A 16,315-nucleotide genomic window follows, 5' to 3' on the forward strand; every position below is an offset into this window, starting at 1 on the left:
AGATGAAGTGAATGAATCTAAGAAAAACAGAAAGTATTTTAACTTTAATTAGTGGGATTATTGGTGTACTTGTTAGTGGGCTAGCTTTATTAGGCGGTATGGTTTTATCTACTGTCGATTTAGATACACTTCCTGATATGGAAGCAACACCCGAAGAGCTAGAATTAGTTAAGGTTTTTATTGGAAGTATTAAAGTGCTAGCTGGTTTTGCTCTTGTAATAGCGATTGTATTAATTGTCTTATCTTTTATGATTAAGAAAAATAAAAATACGACGGTGTATGGGATTATTATGATTATCTTGGGAATTGTTCCATTTTTTATGGTTAGCTTTTTATGGGCAGTCTCAGGTATTTTAGCTGTGATTGCAGGTATTATGCTGTTAACTAGAAAAGTGGAGATACCAGAAGATCCGATGGCGTTTTAGGGAATAAAAAATCTATAAATATAAAAGCATTATGATTAAGTATCATTTAATCAAAATGCTTTTATTAGTTATTCACCATTTTTTTGAAGAATCTAAGTATAGAAAAAAGATGTTTCAGTCACTCAAGATGTAAATCAGCGATTATATGATGATTAGAACCATAGACTCTATTCTTTATTTATAATGGAACTATTAAAAGAATGTTGGTAAATTCAGTAGTATTTGCTGACTTAACTGAACAAGAAAGATAGGTGGAAATAAATGAATCGTAAAATAAATGTTATTAATGATATTCCAAATAAAGTAAAAATTGGAGTGTTGTTATACTTTGGAACTGATTCTTAAAAAATAATGTTTTGGAGGAACAATATGAAAAATAAATTTTATCATTTGATTGGTAATTTATTAACCTTTTTCGGATTAATGAGTGTTGATTTGATAGGTATAAATTTAATAAATCTTGGTGCTGGACCGTATGATTATATAATAATTCCTTTGTCAATTATCTCCTCAATATGGATAGTAGTCTTGGTATCAGAATATCTAGGGATTTTTACGATGAAGGATGTAAGTATTAATTGGCAAGACATTAAAAGAACGTTGAAATGGTTTTTGTTATCTATTTTAGCTACATCTTTAGGAGCAATCATTTTATATTTTGAAGGGGGAAATACGACAAATAATCAAGTGAGTTTAACTGAAAGTTTTTCATCAGTGTCGGTTTTCACGATTTTTTTATTGACCGCTATTGCTGCACCGGTTATGGAAGAGTTGATAATAAGAGGTTTTCTTATAAAGAAATGCTTTAACTTCAGTAAGGTTGGCGTTTTGGTAAGTAGTATTATATTTGGTATGCTACATCATCCTACTAGTTTAGGTGAGTTTACCACTTATTTCGGTATGGGATTAGTGCTAGGAATATATTATAAGAAAACTGAAAGAATTGAGTTAGTTATATTGTTACATGGAATACATAATTTTATAGGAGCATTTGCCTTTGTTTTTTAACGCAATTTGATAGGAGTGAATGGTATGAAAAAGTTGAAATATATATTAATAGTCATTTTATTTTTTTTTGATAGGAATGATACTTACTTATTGTTTGTTTAGTTTTTTACCTGGAATGAAAAGAATATAAAAATAACCCATTAGAAAAGTGGTTCTAATGGGCTTAATGATGTAAAGTTTGTTTAAACTCGGTACACCACTTCAAAATTCTCACAAATTAATTCCATTTGAGTATCAAAGCTGGTGCCTAAACTCTCAGCCTCATTAATAAAGAATTTTTTGTGTTCGTCGTACCAATACTGATAAGTTAAATCGCCTTCACCTTCACTTAAAGCAAACTCCTCAGTGACATCATCCATTTTAACTATTTCAATTTTTTTAATTTGAATCACAGCAACTGGTTCACTTTTACCATTTAAAACAATATCGTATTGTCCGATTTGTGGCAGTGGGTCGCCACTGATTCGGTAAAAATCAAAAACAGAACAAGTTCCCCGTTTTTTACCTTCTAAAACTAGATTGACTAAATCGTCTGCCATCTCAGTATTCGCGCCATCACCAAACATCCAAGCTTCTGGCATGCTAACATTTTTTAGTTTCTGATTTTTACAAAACTCTTCCCAAAACGTTTCAATCATGTATTCTCCTCCAAACATTAATTGATAGATTTATTTTAGCACAGATATTCAAACAACTTATTAATGAAATGAACTGTATTTGTGATAAAATGAACGTGACAACTAAAGAGAAGGTGCTAATATGAAAAAAACAAAAATTATTAAAACATCCGATTTAATTAATGGCGGTTGTAATGCGTGTCCTACAGTTAAAAGTGATGTCTATGTCTTAGTTTTAAATGACTTAAATCGTCCCTTAGAAAATTTAGATGTTAACTCATTAATTATGACAATCGCTTTAGCGAAGGGCTACAAACAACACCAAGAATATGATATGGCAGAAGATTACGATGTTTATAAAAATGGAACAAATGAAATTGCTATTATTCCAGAGTTTGATAAATTGATTCTTAAAAAAGGCTTTACACAACATAAAGTAGCTAATACTTACAAAGAAACGTCTGAATTGTTTTCAGTGGTTAATAATATTTTGACCCAGCTGTTTGATGTAGAAGGATTGGATTTTGAGATTGAAGTAGAAAACTAAAAAAATGAAACCAAAGTGTCAGAGGATGATACTTTGGTTTTTTTGCGCGGTAAAAGTTACTGTTGTTATGTAATCGCTTGCTTGAAGAGCTTTTTAATTGAATAATAAGCTCATAGGATAACGGAAGGAGCGGTAATTGTTTATGATGGAAAAAGTACAGCGCTTTGGTGGCGCAATGTTTACACCCGTTTTATTATTTTCTTTTTCAGGTATTATGGTTGCTTTATGTATTATTTTTAAAAATCCGATGTTAGTGGGGAGTATTGCCACAGAGGGAACAACGTGGTTTAGCGTTTGGTCGATAGTTGAGGATGGGGCGTGGACCGTATTTAATCAAATGGAGTTACTTTTTGTGATTGGGCTAGCGATTGGATTAGCTAAAAAAGCGAATGCTCGTGCAGCCATGGAAGCTTTTGTTGTGTATACCACATTCAATTATTTTGTGAGTGGGATGTTGAAACACTTTGGTTCATTCTTTGGTGTTGATTTCGCCCAAGAAGTTGGTGGCGAGAGTGGCCTTAAATTATTAGGTGGTATCAAAACGCTAGATACAGGAATTATCGGAGCGATTATTATTTCTGCTATTGTTGTTTATATTCATGATCGTTATTTCGATACAAAATTACCTGATTTTCTAGGGATTTTCCAAGGGTCATCATTTGTTGTAATTATTGGATTCTTCGTGATGTTACCAGTGGCATTTATTACAGCTCTTGTTTGGCCAAAAATTCAAATGGGAATTGGTTCAATGCAAGGTTTCTTAGCAAGTTCTGGTGTCTTTGGGGTTTGGCTATACACTTTCTTAGAACGAATTTTGATTCCAACGGGCTTACATCATTTCATTTATACGCCATTTGTGTTTGGACCAGCCGTTGTGGAAGAAGGGATTTCAAAATATTGGATGGCTCATTTAAACGAATTTTCTCAAAGCACAGAGCCGATGAAGAAACTATTCCCAGAAGGAGCGTTTGCTCTACATGGTAATTCGAAAATTTTTGCAGCACCTGGTATTTCGGCAGCTTTCTACTTTACAGCAAAACCAGAAAACCGCAAAAAAGTGTTGGCGATTTTAATTCCAACAACTTTAACTGCTGTTTTAGCGGGAATTACAGAACCTCTTGAATTTACCTTCTTATTTATTTCTCCACCATTGTTCGCTCTTCATGCAGTGTTAGCAGCGACAATGTCAGCAACAATGTATGCCTTTGGTGTGGTTGGAGATATGGGTGGTGGTTTTATCGATTTACTAGCGAAAAACTGGATTCCTTTATTTGCGAATCATAAAGGGATGATTTTCACTCAACTGATTATTGGTTTGTCATTTACAGTCATTTATTTCTTAATCTTTAGATTTATTATTTTGAAATTTAATATTCCAACACCAGGTCGTGAATTAGCTGGAGCAGATGTGAAATTATACAGTAAAAAAGAATTTAAAGAAAAACAAGCTCAAAAAGACGGGGGAACGGTAGAGGATGATGGCGTGTCAGTATACATGGATCGTGCCATTATTTTCTTAGAAGCCTTTGGCGGTTCAGAAAATATCGAAAAAGTCGCCAACTGTGCCACTCGTTTGAGAATTACCGTAAAAGATGAAACGAAAGTCCATGAGGATGCTGAATTTAAAGCAGGCGGTGCCCATGGTGTGGTTCGTAAAGGAAATGCCTTCCAAGTAATCGTTGGTTTAGATGTTCCACAAGTGAGAGAGCAGTTTGAAAAAATATTATAAATAGAGAAATGGAGTCTTTAAAATGAAGAAATTTTCAATTGTTATTGCAGGCGGAGGTAGTACATTTACCCCAGGAATCGTTTTAATGTTACTGGATAACTTGGACCGATTACCAATTAGACAAATTAAGTTTTACGATAACTTAGCAGAGAGACAAGATCATATTGCAGATGCTTGTCGTATTATTATTAATGAAAAAGCACCAGAAATTAATTTTGTATCAACAACTAATCCTAAAGAAGCTTTTACTGATGTTGATTTTGTCATGGCTCATATCCGTGTTGGGTTATATGCCATGAGAGAAAAAGATGAAAAAATTCCAATGAAACATGGCGTAGTAGGTCAAGAAACATGTGGACCTGGAGGAATCGCTTATGGAATGCGTTCAATTGGTGGCGTACTAGAATTAATTGATTACATGGAGCGCTATTCTCCAGATGCTTGGATGTTGAATTATTCAAATCCAGCTGCGATTGTAGCAGAAGCCACTAGAAAATTACGTCCTCATTCTAAAATTATCAATATTTGTGACATGCCTGTAGGAATCGAAGAACGGATGGCCCAATCCATTGGTTTGAAATCTCGTAAAGAAATGGTGGTTCGTTATTACGGATTGAATCACTTTGGTTGGTGGACTGACATTCGTGATTTAGAAGGTAATGATTTAATGCCACAAATCAAAAAACACGTCAGTCAACATGGTTATTCATTGTTAGAGGAAGTAGAAGCTTCTCAACATGTGGATGCTAGTTGGATGGATACCTTTGCCAAAGCGAAAGATTTATATGCTGTTGATCCAGAAACCTTACCAAACACGTATTTAAAATATTATTTATACCCACAAGATGCCATGGAACATGAAGATCCTGATTATACGCGTGCTAATCAAGTGATGGATGGTCGTGAAAAACATGTCTTTGGTGAATGTGACAAGATTGTTGAACGTGGGACATCAGAAGGGATGACTTTAGAGATTGATGAACATGCAAGTTATATTGTAGATTTAGCTCGTGCGATTGCTTATAACACCCATGAAAGAATGTTACTTATTGTTGAAAACAAAGGAGCTGTGGCTAATTTTGATGAAACAGCAATGGTGGAAGTGCCTTGTATTGTTGGTGTTAATGGTCCGGAACCACTTGTCCAAGGCGAAATTCCTCGCTTCCAAAAAGGCATGATGGAGCAACAAGTAGCCGTAGAAAAATTAGTAGTAGAAGCGTGGGCTGAAAACTCATATCAAAAATTATGGCAAGCTCTAACATTATCCAAAACAGTGCCTAATGCAAGAGTCGCAAAAGAGCTGTTGGATGATTTACTAGAAGCTAATCAAGAATTTTGGCCAGAGTTACATTAATCAAAGATACGTTTTAGCTATTCGATATTCTTTTGTTAATTCTTATTGAACGGTATAATAGGGCTATTATGTAAAAAGGGAAGATGCCTAGATGGAATTGACAGAATTGATTAATAAAAATTTTAAATTGTTAAGTGAATTGGATAAAGATTTTTTAGCTTATGTTTTAGAAAATCAAGAAAAAATTGATCAATTAACAATCGATGAATTAAGCAGACAAACCTATATTTCGAAATCAACCATTATTAGATTGATGAAGAAATTAGGTTTCTCTGGTTATTCAGAATTCAAGTTTTCGTTAAAGCGCAGTAAAGCAAACAAAAAATTGATTAAAGAAGACGTTGATTTGATGAAGTGTCAATCCGCTGACTTATCTAAAACGTTTAGTCAATTAGTCGAATACGATATGACCGGAATTATGGAAGCGTTAGCTAAAAGTCAAATTGTCTATTGTTACGGGACAGGATTTTCTCAGCGGAAATCAGTGGAAGAATTTTCTAAGCAACTAATTGGCTGTGGAAAAAAAGTGATCGTGATTCCCAATCAAACGGAATTAGAAATGACTCTTTCTATGATTACAGCACAAGATTGTATTTTTATTTCTTCTTTAAGTGGAGAAACAAAAGTGTTAAAAGATACAATTATCGAATTAAATATCAAGAAAGTACCAATTATTTCTGTCACAAGACCAGGTTATAATTTTCTCTCTCAGCATGCTAATTACAGTTTGTTTTACTATATGACAGGACTTGGGTCAAGAGATGGCATTGAGATGGTTTCTTTTTTAACCATGCACATGGTGTTTGATTATGTTTTAAGATCATATATGACCTATGATCATAATTTGGAGGGATTGGATGATACTGTTTAAAAGAAAAATAAATTATGAAAAAATTCTAGTGGGCTATTGGTTTTTCGTTCCAATTTTATTTGGAATATACTTTTTTATCATGAACCTAAAAAACAACAGCACCATAGAGCAAACACTAAAAACAGACAATCCACTACTTGCTATGGGAATGTTAGTTAGTTTTTTATTAGTGATTCAGGGAATGACGTTCATTCTATTGAATCGACAAGGAGAAAATTCAAATCAAGTTAAACGTTACTTTCTAACATTTTCAATTTTTCAGCAATTATTAATGTTTAATATCATAGGTAGTGCTTTGAGTTTTTTAGCCTATCGCCAATTACCAGAAAAAAATCAAACAAAACTAAATGTGAAACCTTGGTTACTGGGAATCATTACTTTTATCATCTTTTTATCAATTATCATAGCATGGATTCAAATCAGACAACTTATTCTTTAATACATAAAAAAACCAAACAGACTAAAAATCTGTTTGGTTTTGATTATAGAAATCGTTAGGACTGATTGGTTCTTTAGTTGGAAATTGGCAAAGGATGAAAACCACCAATGAACCAATGTAGGGAATAAGATTTAAGAAAATAAGCCCCCAATGAAATCCAGCGTCTCGTAAACGACGAACGACTAGCGAAATGTTTGGAATAATCGTCGCTAAAAAGAATAACCCTGATAGTATGACAACAATAAGTGACATTGGATTGAAGTCATCTGAAAGAGCATTAATGCCACCATAGGAGATAACAAGTAACATAAATAAAAGAATCCCCACAATAAAATTACATAAAACAACCCACCAATAATCTGCTAAAGTTGATCTACCACCAAAATCAACATATTTTTTCCAATAATCTTGATATGAATTTAACATCCAAAAAACCCCTTTTTTAATAAGTATGTCTTTAGTTTACCATGAAAACAAATTTACTTAAAATGTATTTTTGTTTCTTATTATCGTTTTTGTGTATATAAAAATGAAAACGGTTCTATAAAAAAGCTGGGAAAGTGCAATAAAAAAACCTCTAGCCTGTAGCTAGAGGTAAAAAGGAGTTGTTTATTTACTTTGGAGGAGTAAATAAAATGAAAAAGTTTATTTGTTAGGGTTGTTTTGTTGGTATACATATATAATAGCGATAAAAAGTGAACTAATTGTGACCAACTTTATTTCTTTTTATGAAAAAAATATTAAGGAAGATTAAAGGTAATCGCCTAAAATAAGAAAGAAGCTGAACCAACAAAAAGTATAGCAGCGCTGATTAAGAAAACAAGTTTATTATTTTGAATGTAATAAGCATAGAGATAGGCACCAATCGAGAAAACGATGAGTGGCGGAACGTAGTTAATTAAATTTAGTTTCAGAAACTGATTAACAATAAATAAAATGGGCAACGAAAAAACCAAGGTAAAAAAGACTGTTTTAATTCTGAATAATTGTTCTTTACTCATGGTTATCCCTCCTGTTAGTTGATTAAAAATATGATATATGTATTATATTAACATGATTTTATTTTTTTAATCAATTGATAGCTAATAATAGAGGTGTGCTTTTATTTTCTATATTTTTTGAGTCATGATTTTTAACTTCCCGTACTCGGTTAAAATAAATTGCCCCTTATCGATAAAACCAGTTTTTTCATATAGGTGAATAGCGGCTATATTTTTAGCATTAACGCCTAAAATAATCTCTGTAATATGAGGAAACTGTTGTCTGATGTATTCTGGTAAGAGCAGCAGGGCTGTTTTGGCATATCCTTTTCCTTGATAGTCATGATTGGTCGAAAAACTTCTTAATAAAATGGTATTTGGTTTGTTTGTATAGATTTTTGGACCTTCATTAATATGTAGTGTCAACGAAACAAGCAATTGCCGGTCATGAGTTAAAAAAATAGGATATCGATCTTTATCCACTTTAGCTTTTTCAATCGCATTCAAGGGTGAGTCTGAAAATTTGAGTTGTTCTGTAGATAATAAATAGTTATCTAATTGCTTCTTAGATATTAAATCGGGATGATAGGCTAATAGTTCCATGTTAACCTCCTAAAGTTAAAATTATTTAAATGCTATTTTTGATTTCAAAAAGTAAAAGATTAAAAATATTCCAGTTATCGCAAAAACGATTAATCCACCATAAAGCATGAAAATCCCTAAAGGATAATTAATAGCGACATCTTGTTGGATTTTTAAAAGATCTGATTCACTTAAGGCATTAAAATCTTGAGTAGGGATTAAAATGGTCTGTAAAAAGAAACCAATGATGAAGATAGGTAAGCTTAACCAAAATAACCACAGAATCATTTTTTTCATTATTTTCTCCTTGTGTTTTATTACTCTTATCATAGCAAATTATTATTCAAATGTAGACAAATTTTAAGTTAGGTGGTGGGATATGTATGGCAAAAGAAACAACATTTGTAGAAATTGGTCTGGATTTTGATCAGCATAAGTGGGGATTAGGTGTGAGTACTGAAATTGAGACGGTTGACCATGAAACTAGAAAGAAGGGTTTCTCAAAGATAGAGGTAAGAGAAGTTTATTTAAGAATTTGGCTCTTTAAAAAAGTATTGATTTTATCGAGTAAAGAAGGCATCAAAGTAAGCAAGAAAAAGAGAAGTAATTTCAAAGTTTTACTGGGGTTTTCAGACAAATAAAAAAATCTCAGAATCCTGAGATTTTTATTTATTTTTAGCGACACGTTTCATTTCTAAATATCTTTTTTGTGCTTCGTTTGCTTCATCCTTCATATTTGGGTAGGCGCGTTTGATATCTTTAGCGGTTAAAATGAAAAAGATAACCGCAGCCAGTTGAATGGCATAAGCAATCAGAAGCAATAAGTCATAGTTAAGAAGAATCCCATCAAAAGCAGCAAACATAATGATTAAAGTGTAAATCTCACCAAGATAAATTAAACAAGGAGCGACATATTTCTTTTTAGATAATAACGTTAGCTTTCTACCTTGAACATGGGCTAAAATCGTGAAGATCAAGGTTAGATGGCCCAGGCTTCCTAATGATATATTTAAAAGCAACATTCCATATAAAAGAATCATAACAATAGGAACAGATAGGTAGTAAGTATAGGCTCGGTAAGGTGCGCCTTTTTCTTTTGCATTTTGCTTAGCTCGTAATAGTTCATTATTCATTTTAAGTATCCTCCAATTTTTCGTCAAACCTTGATAATTAATCATATCATAAATGACTGAAATTTATAATTAGGATTCTAATTAATTTTTAAAACGAAATAAAAAACTAAATCACATAAAATGTTTCATATGAAACATTTTATGTTTTTGAAACACCATGTTTCATCAACGTAACCTGAACCGACTTCTCTTGAAACCATATTCATTTCATAAAAAACAATCTATAATAAAAAACAGAAGAGGCGATTGTCTAATCTGCTTCTTCTGTACTATGTTTTTTTAGATAAAGTTCTTTAGCTAATGTTTCGATAATATAAACAACCGGTAGCTGAGAGGACATATCCACACTGTAGGACTGACGATTGGATGGACTATCATAAGATAGAGAAAAATCGGCAGAAGTAGCTAAAGTATTAGCTTCTTTATTGGTGATGCTCACTGAATAAATTGACGTATCTGCCAATGCCTTAACGATATGAACCAAATCAGGTGTTTCACCAGAAACAGAAAACAGCAAACAAACCTCAGATGCTTCATCATTTGTTTGATTCATCTTGGTAGCAAGGTAAGGAATAAAACTTGAAATAGAAGAAATACTTCTAAAGCCAAGAGAGGCGAAACGCTGTTGGGCGTAATCAGCCATTGTTCCTGAAGAGCCTGTACCTAAACAGTGGATGAAACTTGCTTTTTCTAGTCGCTTAGCTAGTTCAATGATTTTTTGGTTGAAGTCGTCAGGTAATTGAGTGGTCGCTAAATAAGGATTGCTTTCATTACCATAAACAGATTGATCACGACGCTTTAGATCATGTTTTAAGGCTAAACGTAATTCAGGGAAACTGCCGTAGCCCATTTTCTGGGTGAAGCGTATGACCGTTGCTGGAGAGACATGTGTTTTCTCAGCTAATTCACGGACGCGCATAAAAGCAACGGATTCTTCATGCTCAGTAATATAGCGAGCAATTTGAAGATCAGTTTCCGTGGCTTGTCTTAATTTTTCAATATCAAACAACATGATTCACTCCTTTTATCTTTTATTTTACTTGATAGTGACAAGTGAGTAAAGAAGTGAGGGTGTCATGCTAATTTAAAACGAGAAGGGAAGTAATTTTTTATGGCAAACAAAGGATTTAGAAAAGATTTTCTATGGGGCGGGGCAACTGCTGCCAACCAAATGGAAGGTGCTTATAATGAGGGCGGTAAAGGATTAACGATTGCAGATATCTCACCAGGTGGGAAACAAAGAATGCCTTTAATGTTCTCAGGTATGCCTCTTGAAATTGATGAAAGTAAATATACCTATCCAAACCATAAAGGAATTGATTTTTATCACCGTTACAAAGAAGATATCGCTCTATTTGCAGAAATGGGATTCAAAACATTCCGTATGTCGATTTCTTGGGCGCGTATTTTCCCTAAAGGTAATGAAACAGAACCAAACGAAGCTGGTTTAGCTTACTATGAAAACGTGATTGATGAATTACTAAAACATGGGATTGAACCAACGATTACAATTTCTCATTATGAAACACCTCTACACTTGGTAAAAGAGTACGGTGGCTGGAAAAATAAAGAATTAATCGGATTCTTTGAAAAATATGCCCGTACTATTTTAGAGCGTTTTGGTAAGAAAGTAACTTACTGGATGACGTTTAACGAAATTAATACTGGTTTAATGGGTTCATTCTTCTCAACAGCAATGCGTGAAGCAACGGAGCAAGAAAACTACCAAGCCTTACACAATCAATTTGTGGCAAGTTCGCTAGCAACTAAAATTGCTAAAGAAGTAAATCCAGAAATTCAAATGGGATGTATGAGTATTTATGCAACGATGTATTCTTATGATTCTGATCCAGTGAATGTTCAAGCAACCCAAACTAAAAACCGCATGTTCAACTATTTCTGTAATGATTTACAAGTTCGTGGTGAATACCCATCTTACGCTTTAGCATACTTTGCTGAAAAAGGTATCGAAGTAGAAATGACTGAAGAAGAATTAGAAACAATCAGAAATTATACAGTGGATTATTTATCATTTAGCTACTATATGTCAGCGACTCTTTCAGTGAGTCCAGAACATCAAGATGAAAAAAGCCAAGGTAACTTCTTTGGTGGTGTGAAAAATCCATTCCTACAAGCCAGTGACTGGGGTTGGGAAATTGACCCAATTGGTTTAAGAGTGGCGTTAAGCGATTTATATGGTCGCTACGGTGTACCTTTATACATCTCTGAAAATGGCTTAGGCGCAGTGGACACACCAGATGAAAACTATGTAATCAATGATGATTATCGTATTGATTACTTAGAAAAACACATGGCTGAGATGAAAAAAGCGGTTGTTTTAGATGGTGTTGATTTAATGGCTTATACACCATGGGGCTGTATCGATTTAGTGAGTGCGTCAACAGGTGAAATGTCTAAACGTTACGGATTTATCTATGTTGATTTAGATGATGAAGGTAACGGAGACATGAGTCGTCATAAGAAAAAATCATTTGATTGGTATAAAGAAATTATCGCAACAAATGGTGAAACAATCTAAATATTAAGGCTGAAGTTCAAAATAAACTTCAGCCTTTTTTGTATAGTTTTGTTAGTTTGACTACATCTATATCTTCTGATAAATCAACAAAGTGTGGCAATTGCCACTTTTGCGTTTTAGTCGCAGTTGGGTTTAAGTCAGTTTCCCAAGAAGGATAAACACGAATCGCCATTTTTCCTTTTTGAGATTCTGAGCGAAGGATTTTTTGTTTATGTAAAACTTCTTTAGGAAATACAAACTGACCTTTTTTATTTTCGTCAATAATTGAGAGAATTAAAAAATCTGGACTTTCTGCATATGAAAAAGCTTGGTTAGTGTTGTTACTATCTTTCTCCCAAAACGCTACAAAATAGCCGTTTTTCTTTGGGGTTAATTTAGTCAGGCGACTCCGATAAGTGGTTTGATTGATTGAAAACACAGCACCCTCATAGTCTTCATTTTGTTTTTCTGTGGCTAAATTAGTAATATCTGGTAAATCAATTAGGTTAAGTATCTCTTTGATTTGTTCAATGGACTGCATGTAGTTTTCTCCTTAGAATTTCTAGTAAGCTTATTATACAATAGTAGGAGACGTATGACTAAAAGGAGCGATTGATAATGAAAGAAAGTTTTATTTGGTTGAATGAACCAAAACAGTTTGTTTTAGAAGAAAACAAGGTAGTCATCACAACAGAAGCAGATACAGATTTATGGGAGAAAACTCATTACGGATTTTCAAGACATAATACCCCAATGTGGGGTTATTCTTTACCTAGACCGAGATAATTGGGCAAAATTTTCTAGTGAATATGAAAATAGTGAGTTTCAACGTTTAGGTGGTGTGGTGACAAAAGAAAGTTATTCTGATTGGTCCACGCAAAATATTTCAACAACTAATGAAAAAATTACTTACCGAGTGAAACGTACAGGAAATGATTTTGAGATTTACGCCTTATTAGCAGATGGCAAGGAACATCAATTACGCATTTTTAACTTGAAACAAGATCAAGATTTAAGTCAGTTAAAGGTGGGAATCTATGCCTGTAGCCCACAAGAATCTTCATTTGAATCTTATTTTACTGGGATAGAGTTAGATGAGGAAAGAATAATTTAAGTAAAAGATTAAGTTGGAGCACTTTTATCTCTTTGATGTTAAAAACTACTTATACAAATAAGACAGAGGCTGATATTTTTAGTTCAGCCTCTGTCTTATTTAAATTGAAAACTCGTCTTTTCTTTGGCGGTTACTAAAAAGGTATAAAGCTCCAGCTAAGGCGCTTGTTCCTAGAGAAAGTGTGAGTAAATTATTTTTTGTTTCACCCGTTTTAGGCAATTGTTTAGTTGAAGAGATTGTTTTGTTAGTTGCCGGTACAAGTGTGTTTGTTGTTTTAATAGGTGTTACTTTCTGTGTAGTTATAGGCACGACAGGTTTAATTACGACCGGATTTTTCTTTTCTGGAAGGACGGTTAAAGTTATTTCTTTTAACGCAATAATAAAATCATCTTCTTCATCGGCCTCGGGATCAACAACAAAATATTCGATAGTATGTGTTCCTGTATTCAATAATAAGTCCCTGTTTGAAATTTCAATTTCTTCATCAAGGACATTAAATCCATAGAAGTATTCTTCTTTCAAATTATTAAATTTAGCCCAACTCATTACTAAATCTTCTGTTATTTTTTGACCAACGTACATTGTTTGATCAGAAACTTCAATCATATTTGTCGTGTCAATTGAACTTGAAGTAGAACTAGAAGAATCAGACGAGCTAGAGCTGCTAGAAGATTCAGAACTACTTGAAGTAGAACTAGAAGAATCAGATGAGCTAGAGCTGCTAGAAGATTCGGAACTACTTGAAGTAGAACTAGAAGAATCGGACGAACTAGAATTTGTTGTTGATGCATCTGTAGTACTTGATTGAGTCGATGAATGACTGGATTCAGAAGACTCTTTTGTAGATGTAGTTGTTGGAGCTAAGGGAGCATTCTTTACTAATTCGATATTATTTACAAGAATATTGTAATTATCTGTCCAAAATTTGACAAATGTACCATAATCTTCTCCTTTAGCAATATCTTCTTCAATTTGAGTAATAAAGAGTTGGAGTGTATCTACAAAACTGTTGTTGTATTTAGCGTAGTCAACGTAGGTTTTTGCTTCAGCTAATTTATCGATAACCTTATCTCTTTCAACTTTTACTGATGCGGTCTCCTCATTAGCTGAGGAAGTTGTTGTACCTACAGCGTGAGTTATGGCAGGTGAAGTCAACGGTGTTAGAATTAAAGAGCTAATTAAAGTGATACTGAATAATATTTTTCTTTTTTTCATATAAAAACATCTCCTTTTACTTGATATTGTATATTAAATAGGTTTATTGGTCAAATGAAACTATATATAGCTTATACATTGATTGATGTCCATTGAAACAATTTTTTGGCTAAAAACTATATACTATATTAATAAAGGTATACAATACTTTTAAAACCCGTTATAATGGTGAACAATATAATCAAATAACAATTAAATCTAGGAGGCGCTCCAACGTGTTAAAAAAATCAGACATTCAGATATTTCCAAAAGTAGAATTACATTGTCATCTTGACGGTTCTATTCATCCCGTAACATTACAAAAAATAGCGAAGTTACAAGGTTTATCCATTGAAGAAGATTTAGAAAAAATCACAAAAAAGATGCAAGCGCCAACAAGTTGTCAAAATTTAATGGAGTATTTAGCCTGTTTTGATTTTGTTTTGCCGTATTTACAAACAAAAGAAGCGTTGGAAATGGCAGCTTTTGATGTGATGGAACAAGCGGCAGAAGACGGGATTCGTTACATTGAAATTCGCTTTGCCCCAAGTCTTTCCATGGAAAAAGGTTTATCAATAGAAGAAACTATCAAAGCTGTCGCAAGTGGTATAGCAAAAGCAGAAAAAAAATACCCTATTTTTGGTAATCTTTTAGTTGTTGGGATGAGATCTGGCGATTTAGAGATGGTTACCTCAGTCTTTTTTAAAACGAATCAGTTAAATCATGAAAAAGTCGTTGGGTTTGATTTAGCGGGAGAAGAGAAAGATCACTTTGTTAAAGAGTATCAAGAGGTGTTGGAGGTTGGAACTAAGTCTGGGGCAGTTCCGTTAACTTTACATGCTGGCGAATGTGGCTGCGTTCACAACGTATTTCAAGCCGTTCAATCAGGAGCAACGAGAATTGGTCACGGGATTGCCTTAAAAGGTGATACAGTTAAACAAAGAGAATTTGGTCAGCTATCTGCCTGTATTGAAGGGTGCCCAACAAGCAACGTTCAAACGAGAGCGATTGATACAATTAAAGATTATCCTTTACGAGAGTGGTTTGAAAATAAGGTGACATTTTGCATTAACACGGATAATAAAACAGTATCAGATACAACCTTGACTAAAGAATATCAACTTTTATTAGAACATTTAAACTTGTCTCAAGAAGAATTCCGCTTGCTTAACCATAATGGGATGAGTTACTCATTTGCAGATAAGATGTTGAAAGAAACGATTATTTCAGAAATTGAAGGATTTGAATTTAGCTAGATGTATTAGAAAATCAGCCTTAGTACCCTATGAATCAAGTTCTCGTTTTGTTAAGATAAAGACACAAAATCGAAAGACGTGATGAAGATGCAATTATTAGGAAATATAATTTGGTTTATTTTTGGTGGTTTATGGGGAGCAATCTCTTGGTTTGTTGCAGGCTGTTTATGGTGTATCACCATCATTGGGATTCCAGTGGGCTTACAGTGTTTTAAAATAGCTGGTTTAAGTTTGTGGCCGTTTGGTAAACAAGTGGTGTATGGAACAAGTAGCATGTCGTTTCTTGTGAATATTATTTGGTTGATTTTCAGTGGTTGGGTCTTAGCGTTAGGTCACTTAATCAGTGGAATTCTCCTTTGTATTACAATCATCGGGATTCCATTTGGGAAACAAAGTTTTAAATTAGCACAACTTGCTTTGATGCCCTTTGGCGCTAGAGTTGTGTCGTCAGATAGTTATTATATGGATTAGGAAAAAGAACTGTTCGAACTGTATTAGTTTGTCAGTTCTTTTTATGTAGAGATAGATTTCAGCTGATTGATTACTAT

20 protein-coding genes and 1 pseudogene are annotated in these 16,315 nt (G+C 33.5%); 12 read left to right on the forward strand and 9 right to left on the reverse strand.

Translation table 11 applies throughout. The features are described 5' to 3' along the window. The first annotated feature begins 11 nt into the window (after positions 1-11). Together G7082_RS06075 and G7082_RS06080 are read left to right on the forward strand one after the other, a co-directional pair. Positions 12-425, forward strand: a complete 414-nt coding sequence (locus tag G7082_RS06075; protein WP_166034259.1) for a DUF4064 domain-containing protein — start codon at positions 12-14, stop codon at positions 423-425. A gap of 369 nt (positions 426-794) precedes the next feature. Continuing rightward, positions 795-1,433, forward strand: coding sequence for a CPBP family intramembrane glutamic endopeptidase (locus G7082_RS06080; RefSeq protein WP_166034260.1), 639 nt, complete (start codon positions 795-797; stop codon positions 1,431-1,433). Between the two features lie 182 nt (positions 1,434-1,615). Here G7082_RS06080 and G7082_RS06085 read toward each other — a convergent pair whose 3' ends face one another. Further along, entirely contained in the window at positions 1,616-2,071 is a 456-nt protein-coding gene (locus tag G7082_RS06085; RefSeq protein WP_166034261.1) for an ASCH domain-containing protein, read from the reverse strand. A 121-nt stretch (positions 2,072-2,192) separates the two neighbouring features. Here G7082_RS06085 and G7082_RS06090 point away from each other — a divergent pair, with 121 nt between their 5' ends. The 5 genes from G7082_RS06090 (at position 2,193) to G7082_RS06110 (ending at position 6,990) form a co-directional block, all read left to right on the forward strand. After that, positions 2,193-2,597: a DUF4809 family protein gene (locus G7082_RS06090; protein ID WP_166034262.1), complete on the forward strand. Its 405-nt coding sequence runs from the start codon at positions 2,193-2,195 to the stop codon at positions 2,595-2,597. Positions 2,598-2,739: 142 nt separating this feature from the next. After that, positions 2,740-4,326: an alpha-glucoside-specific PTS transporter subunit IIBC gene (locus G7082_RS06095; RefSeq protein ID WP_166034263.1), complete on the forward strand. Its 1,587-nt coding sequence runs from the start codon at positions 2,740-2,742 to the stop codon at positions 4,324-4,326. A 22-nt stretch (positions 4,327-4,348) separates the two neighbouring features. Continuing rightward, entirely contained in the window at positions 4,349-5,680 is a 1,332-nt protein-coding gene (locus tag G7082_RS06100; protein ID WP_166034264.1) for a 6-phospho-alpha-glucosidase, read from the forward strand. Positions 5,681-5,771: 91 nt separating this feature from the next. Continuing rightward, a complete protein-coding gene (locus tag G7082_RS06105) occupies positions 5,772-6,551 on the forward strand; it encodes a MurR/RpiR family transcriptional regulator (RefSeq protein WP_166034265.1) in 780 nt (259 codons plus the stop codon). Further along, positions 6,538-6,990 carry a hypothetical protein gene (locus tag G7082_RS06110; RefSeq protein WP_166034266.1) on the forward strand — a complete coding sequence of 151 codons (453 nt, stop codon included), beginning with the start codon at positions 6,538-6,540 and terminating at the stop codon, positions 6,988-6,990. Before G7082_RS06105 ends, G7082_RS06110 begins: the two co-directional genes overlap by 14 nt. Before the next feature lie 21 nt (positions 6,991-7,011). On the opposite strand, the gene G7082_RS06115 is transcribed toward G7082_RS06110, so the two are convergent. The 4 genes from G7082_RS06115 to G7082_RS06130 all read right to left on the reverse strand — a co-directional run bounded on the left by G7082_RS06115 (position 7,012) and on the right by G7082_RS06130 (position 8,849). Beyond that, positions 7,012-7,416, reverse strand: a complete 405-nt coding sequence (locus tag G7082_RS06115) for a DUF805 domain-containing protein (protein WP_166034267.1) — start codon at positions 7,414-7,416, stop codon at positions 7,012-7,014. 338 nt (positions 7,417-7,754) lie between these two features. Then, on the reverse strand, positions 7,755-7,991 hold the full coding sequence (locus G7082_RS06120; RefSeq protein WP_166034268.1) for a hypothetical protein: 237 nt from the start codon (positions 7,989-7,991) through the stop codon (positions 7,755-7,757). A 108-nt stretch (positions 7,992-8,099) separates the two neighbouring features. Then, positions 8,100-8,573 carry a GNAT family N-acetyltransferase gene (locus G7082_RS06125; protein WP_166034269.1) on the reverse strand — a complete coding sequence of 158 codons (474 nt, stop codon included), beginning with the start codon at positions 8,571-8,573 and terminating at the stop codon, positions 8,100-8,102. A gap of 21 nt (positions 8,574-8,594) precedes the next feature. Beyond that, positions 8,595-8,849 carry a hypothetical protein gene (locus tag G7082_RS06130; protein WP_166034270.1) on the reverse strand — a complete coding sequence of 85 codons (255 nt, stop codon included), beginning with the start codon at positions 8,847-8,849 and terminating at the stop codon, positions 8,595-8,597. 86 nt (positions 8,850-8,935) lie between these two features. On the opposite strand from G7082_RS06130, the gene G7082_RS06135 reads away from it, so the two are divergent. Beyond that, entirely contained in the window at positions 8,936-9,193 is a 258-nt protein-coding gene (locus G7082_RS06135; protein ID WP_166034271.1) for a DUF3977 family protein, read from the forward strand. A 24-nt stretch (positions 9,194-9,217) separates the two neighbouring features. Here the strand turns inward: G7082_RS06135 and G7082_RS06140 are convergent, their stop codons facing one another. Together G7082_RS06140 and G7082_RS06145 are read right to left on the reverse strand one after the other, a co-directional pair. Then, positions 9,218-9,685, reverse strand: a complete 468-nt coding sequence (locus G7082_RS06140; protein WP_166034272.1) for a hypothetical protein — start codon at positions 9,683-9,685, stop codon at positions 9,218-9,220. A gap of 250 nt (positions 9,686-9,935) precedes the next feature. Beyond that, positions 9,936-10,697: a MurR/RpiR family transcriptional regulator gene (locus G7082_RS06145; protein ID WP_166034273.1), complete on the reverse strand. Its 762-nt coding sequence runs from the start codon at positions 10,695-10,697 to the stop codon at positions 9,936-9,938. A gap of 99 nt (positions 10,698-10,796) precedes the next feature. Between G7082_RS06145 and G7082_RS06150 the strand changes: the two genes are divergently transcribed. Next, a complete protein-coding gene (locus tag G7082_RS06150; protein WP_166034274.1) occupies positions 10,797-12,224 on the forward strand; it encodes a glycoside hydrolase family 1 protein in 1,428 nt (475 codons plus the stop codon). A 28-nt stretch (positions 12,225-12,252) separates the two neighbouring features. Here the strand turns inward: G7082_RS06150 and G7082_RS06155 are convergent, their stop codons facing one another. Further along, entirely contained in the window at positions 12,253-12,744 is a 492-nt protein-coding gene (locus tag G7082_RS06155; protein WP_166034275.1) for a MepB family protein, read from the reverse strand. 77 nt (positions 12,745-12,821) lie between these two features. Here G7082_RS06155 and G7082_RS06160 point away from each other — a divergent pair. Further along, a pseudogene (locus G7082_RS06160) lies at positions 12,822-13,317 on the forward strand (DUF1349 domain-containing protein). Positions 13,318-13,416: 99 nt separating this feature from the next. Here the strand turns inward: G7082_RS06160 and G7082_RS06165 are convergent. Continuing rightward, on the reverse strand, positions 13,417-14,532 hold the full coding sequence (locus G7082_RS06165) for an LPXTG cell wall anchor domain-containing protein (RefSeq protein WP_166034276.1): 1,116 nt from the start codon (positions 14,530-14,532) through the stop codon (positions 13,417-13,419). Positions 14,533-14,747: 215 nt separating this feature from the next. Here G7082_RS06165 and add point away from each other — a divergent pair, with 215 nt between their 5' ends. After that, complete coding sequence (gene add / locus G7082_RS06170) at positions 14,748-15,767, forward strand: adenosine deaminase (RefSeq protein ID WP_166034277.1); 1,020 nt, start codon at positions 14,748-14,750, stop codon at positions 15,765-15,767. An 87-nt stretch (positions 15,768-15,854) separates the two neighbouring features. After that, entirely contained in the window at positions 15,855-16,238 is a 384-nt protein-coding gene (locus G7082_RS06175; RefSeq protein WP_166034278.1) for a YccF domain-containing protein, read from the forward strand. The last annotated feature ends 77 nt before the right edge of the window (positions 16,239-16,315 follow it).

It is taken from the genome of Vagococcus hydrophili, assembly GCF_011304195.1.
GTDB classification, from domain to species: domain Bacteria; phylum Bacillota; class Bacilli; order Lactobacillales; family Vagococcaceae; genus Vagococcus; species Vagococcus hydrophili.

Excerpts from the sequence above, each read along its gene's own strand:
- G7082_RS06075 (WP_166034259.1), top strand. The coding sequence starts at position 12 with ATGAATCTAAGAAAAACAGAAAGTATTTTAACTTTAATTAGTGGGATT.
- G7082_RS06080 (WP_166034260.1), top strand. The coding sequence starts at position 795 with ATGAAAAATAAATTTTATCATTTGATTGGTAATTTATTAACCTTTTTC.
- G7082_RS06085 (WP_166034261.1), bottom strand. The coding sequence starts at position 2,071 with ATGATTGAAACGTTTTGGGAAGAGTTTTGTAAAAATCAGAAACTAAAA.
- G7082_RS06090 (WP_166034262.1), top strand. The coding sequence starts at position 2,193 with ATGAAAAAAACAAAAATTATTAAAACATCCGATTTAATTAATGGCGGT.
- G7082_RS06095 (WP_166034263.1), top strand. The coding sequence starts at position 2,740 with ATGATGGAAAAAGTACAGCGCTTTGGTGGCGCAATGTTTACACCCGTT.
- G7082_RS06100 (WP_166034264.1), top strand. The coding sequence starts at position 4,349 with ATGAAGAAATTTTCAATTGTTATTGCAGGCGGAGGTAGTACATTTACC.
- G7082_RS06105 (WP_166034265.1), top strand. The coding sequence starts at position 5,772 with ATGGAATTGACAGAATTGATTAATAAAAATTTTAAATTGTTAAGTGAA.
- G7082_RS06110 (WP_166034266.1), top strand. The coding sequence starts at position 6,538 with ATGATACTGTTTAAAAGAAAAATAAATTATGAAAAAATTCTAGTGGGC.
- G7082_RS06115 (WP_166034267.1), bottom strand. The coding sequence starts at position 7,416 with ATGTTAAATTCATATCAAGATTATTGGAAAAAATATGTTGATTTTGGT.
- G7082_RS06120 (WP_166034268.1), bottom strand. The coding sequence starts at position 7,991 with ATGAGTAAAGAACAATTATTCAGAATTAAAACAGTCTTTTTTACCTTG.
- G7082_RS06125 (WP_166034269.1), bottom strand. The coding sequence starts at position 8,573 with ATGGAACTATTAGCCTATCATCCCGATTTAATATCTAAGAAGCAATTA.
- G7082_RS06130 (WP_166034270.1), bottom strand. The coding sequence starts at position 8,849 with ATGAAAAAAATGATTCTGTGGTTATTTTGGTTAAGCTTACCTATCTTC.
- G7082_RS06135 (WP_166034271.1), top strand. The coding sequence starts at position 8,936 with ATGGCAAAAGAAACAACATTTGTAGAAATTGGTCTGGATTTTGATCAG.
- G7082_RS06140 (WP_166034272.1), bottom strand. The coding sequence starts at position 9,685 with ATGAATAATGAACTATTACGAGCTAAGCAAAATGCAAAAGAAAAAGGC.
- G7082_RS06145 (WP_166034273.1), bottom strand. The coding sequence starts at position 10,697 with ATGTTGTTTGATATTGAAAAATTAAGACAAGCCACGGAAACTGATCTT.
- G7082_RS06150 (WP_166034274.1), top strand. The coding sequence starts at position 10,797 with ATGGCAAACAAAGGATTTAGAAAAGATTTTCTATGGGGCGGGGCAACT.
- G7082_RS06155 (WP_166034275.1), bottom strand. The coding sequence starts at position 12,744 with ATGCAGTCCATTGAACAAATCAAAGAGATACTTAACCTAATTGATTTA.
- G7082_RS06165 (WP_166034276.1), bottom strand. The coding sequence starts at position 14,532 with ATGAAAAAAAGAAAAATATTATTCAGTATCACTTTAATTAGCTCTTTA.
- G7082_RS06175 (WP_166034278.1), top strand. The coding sequence starts at position 15,855 with ATGCAATTATTAGGAAATATAATTTGGTTTATTTTTGGTGGTTTATGG.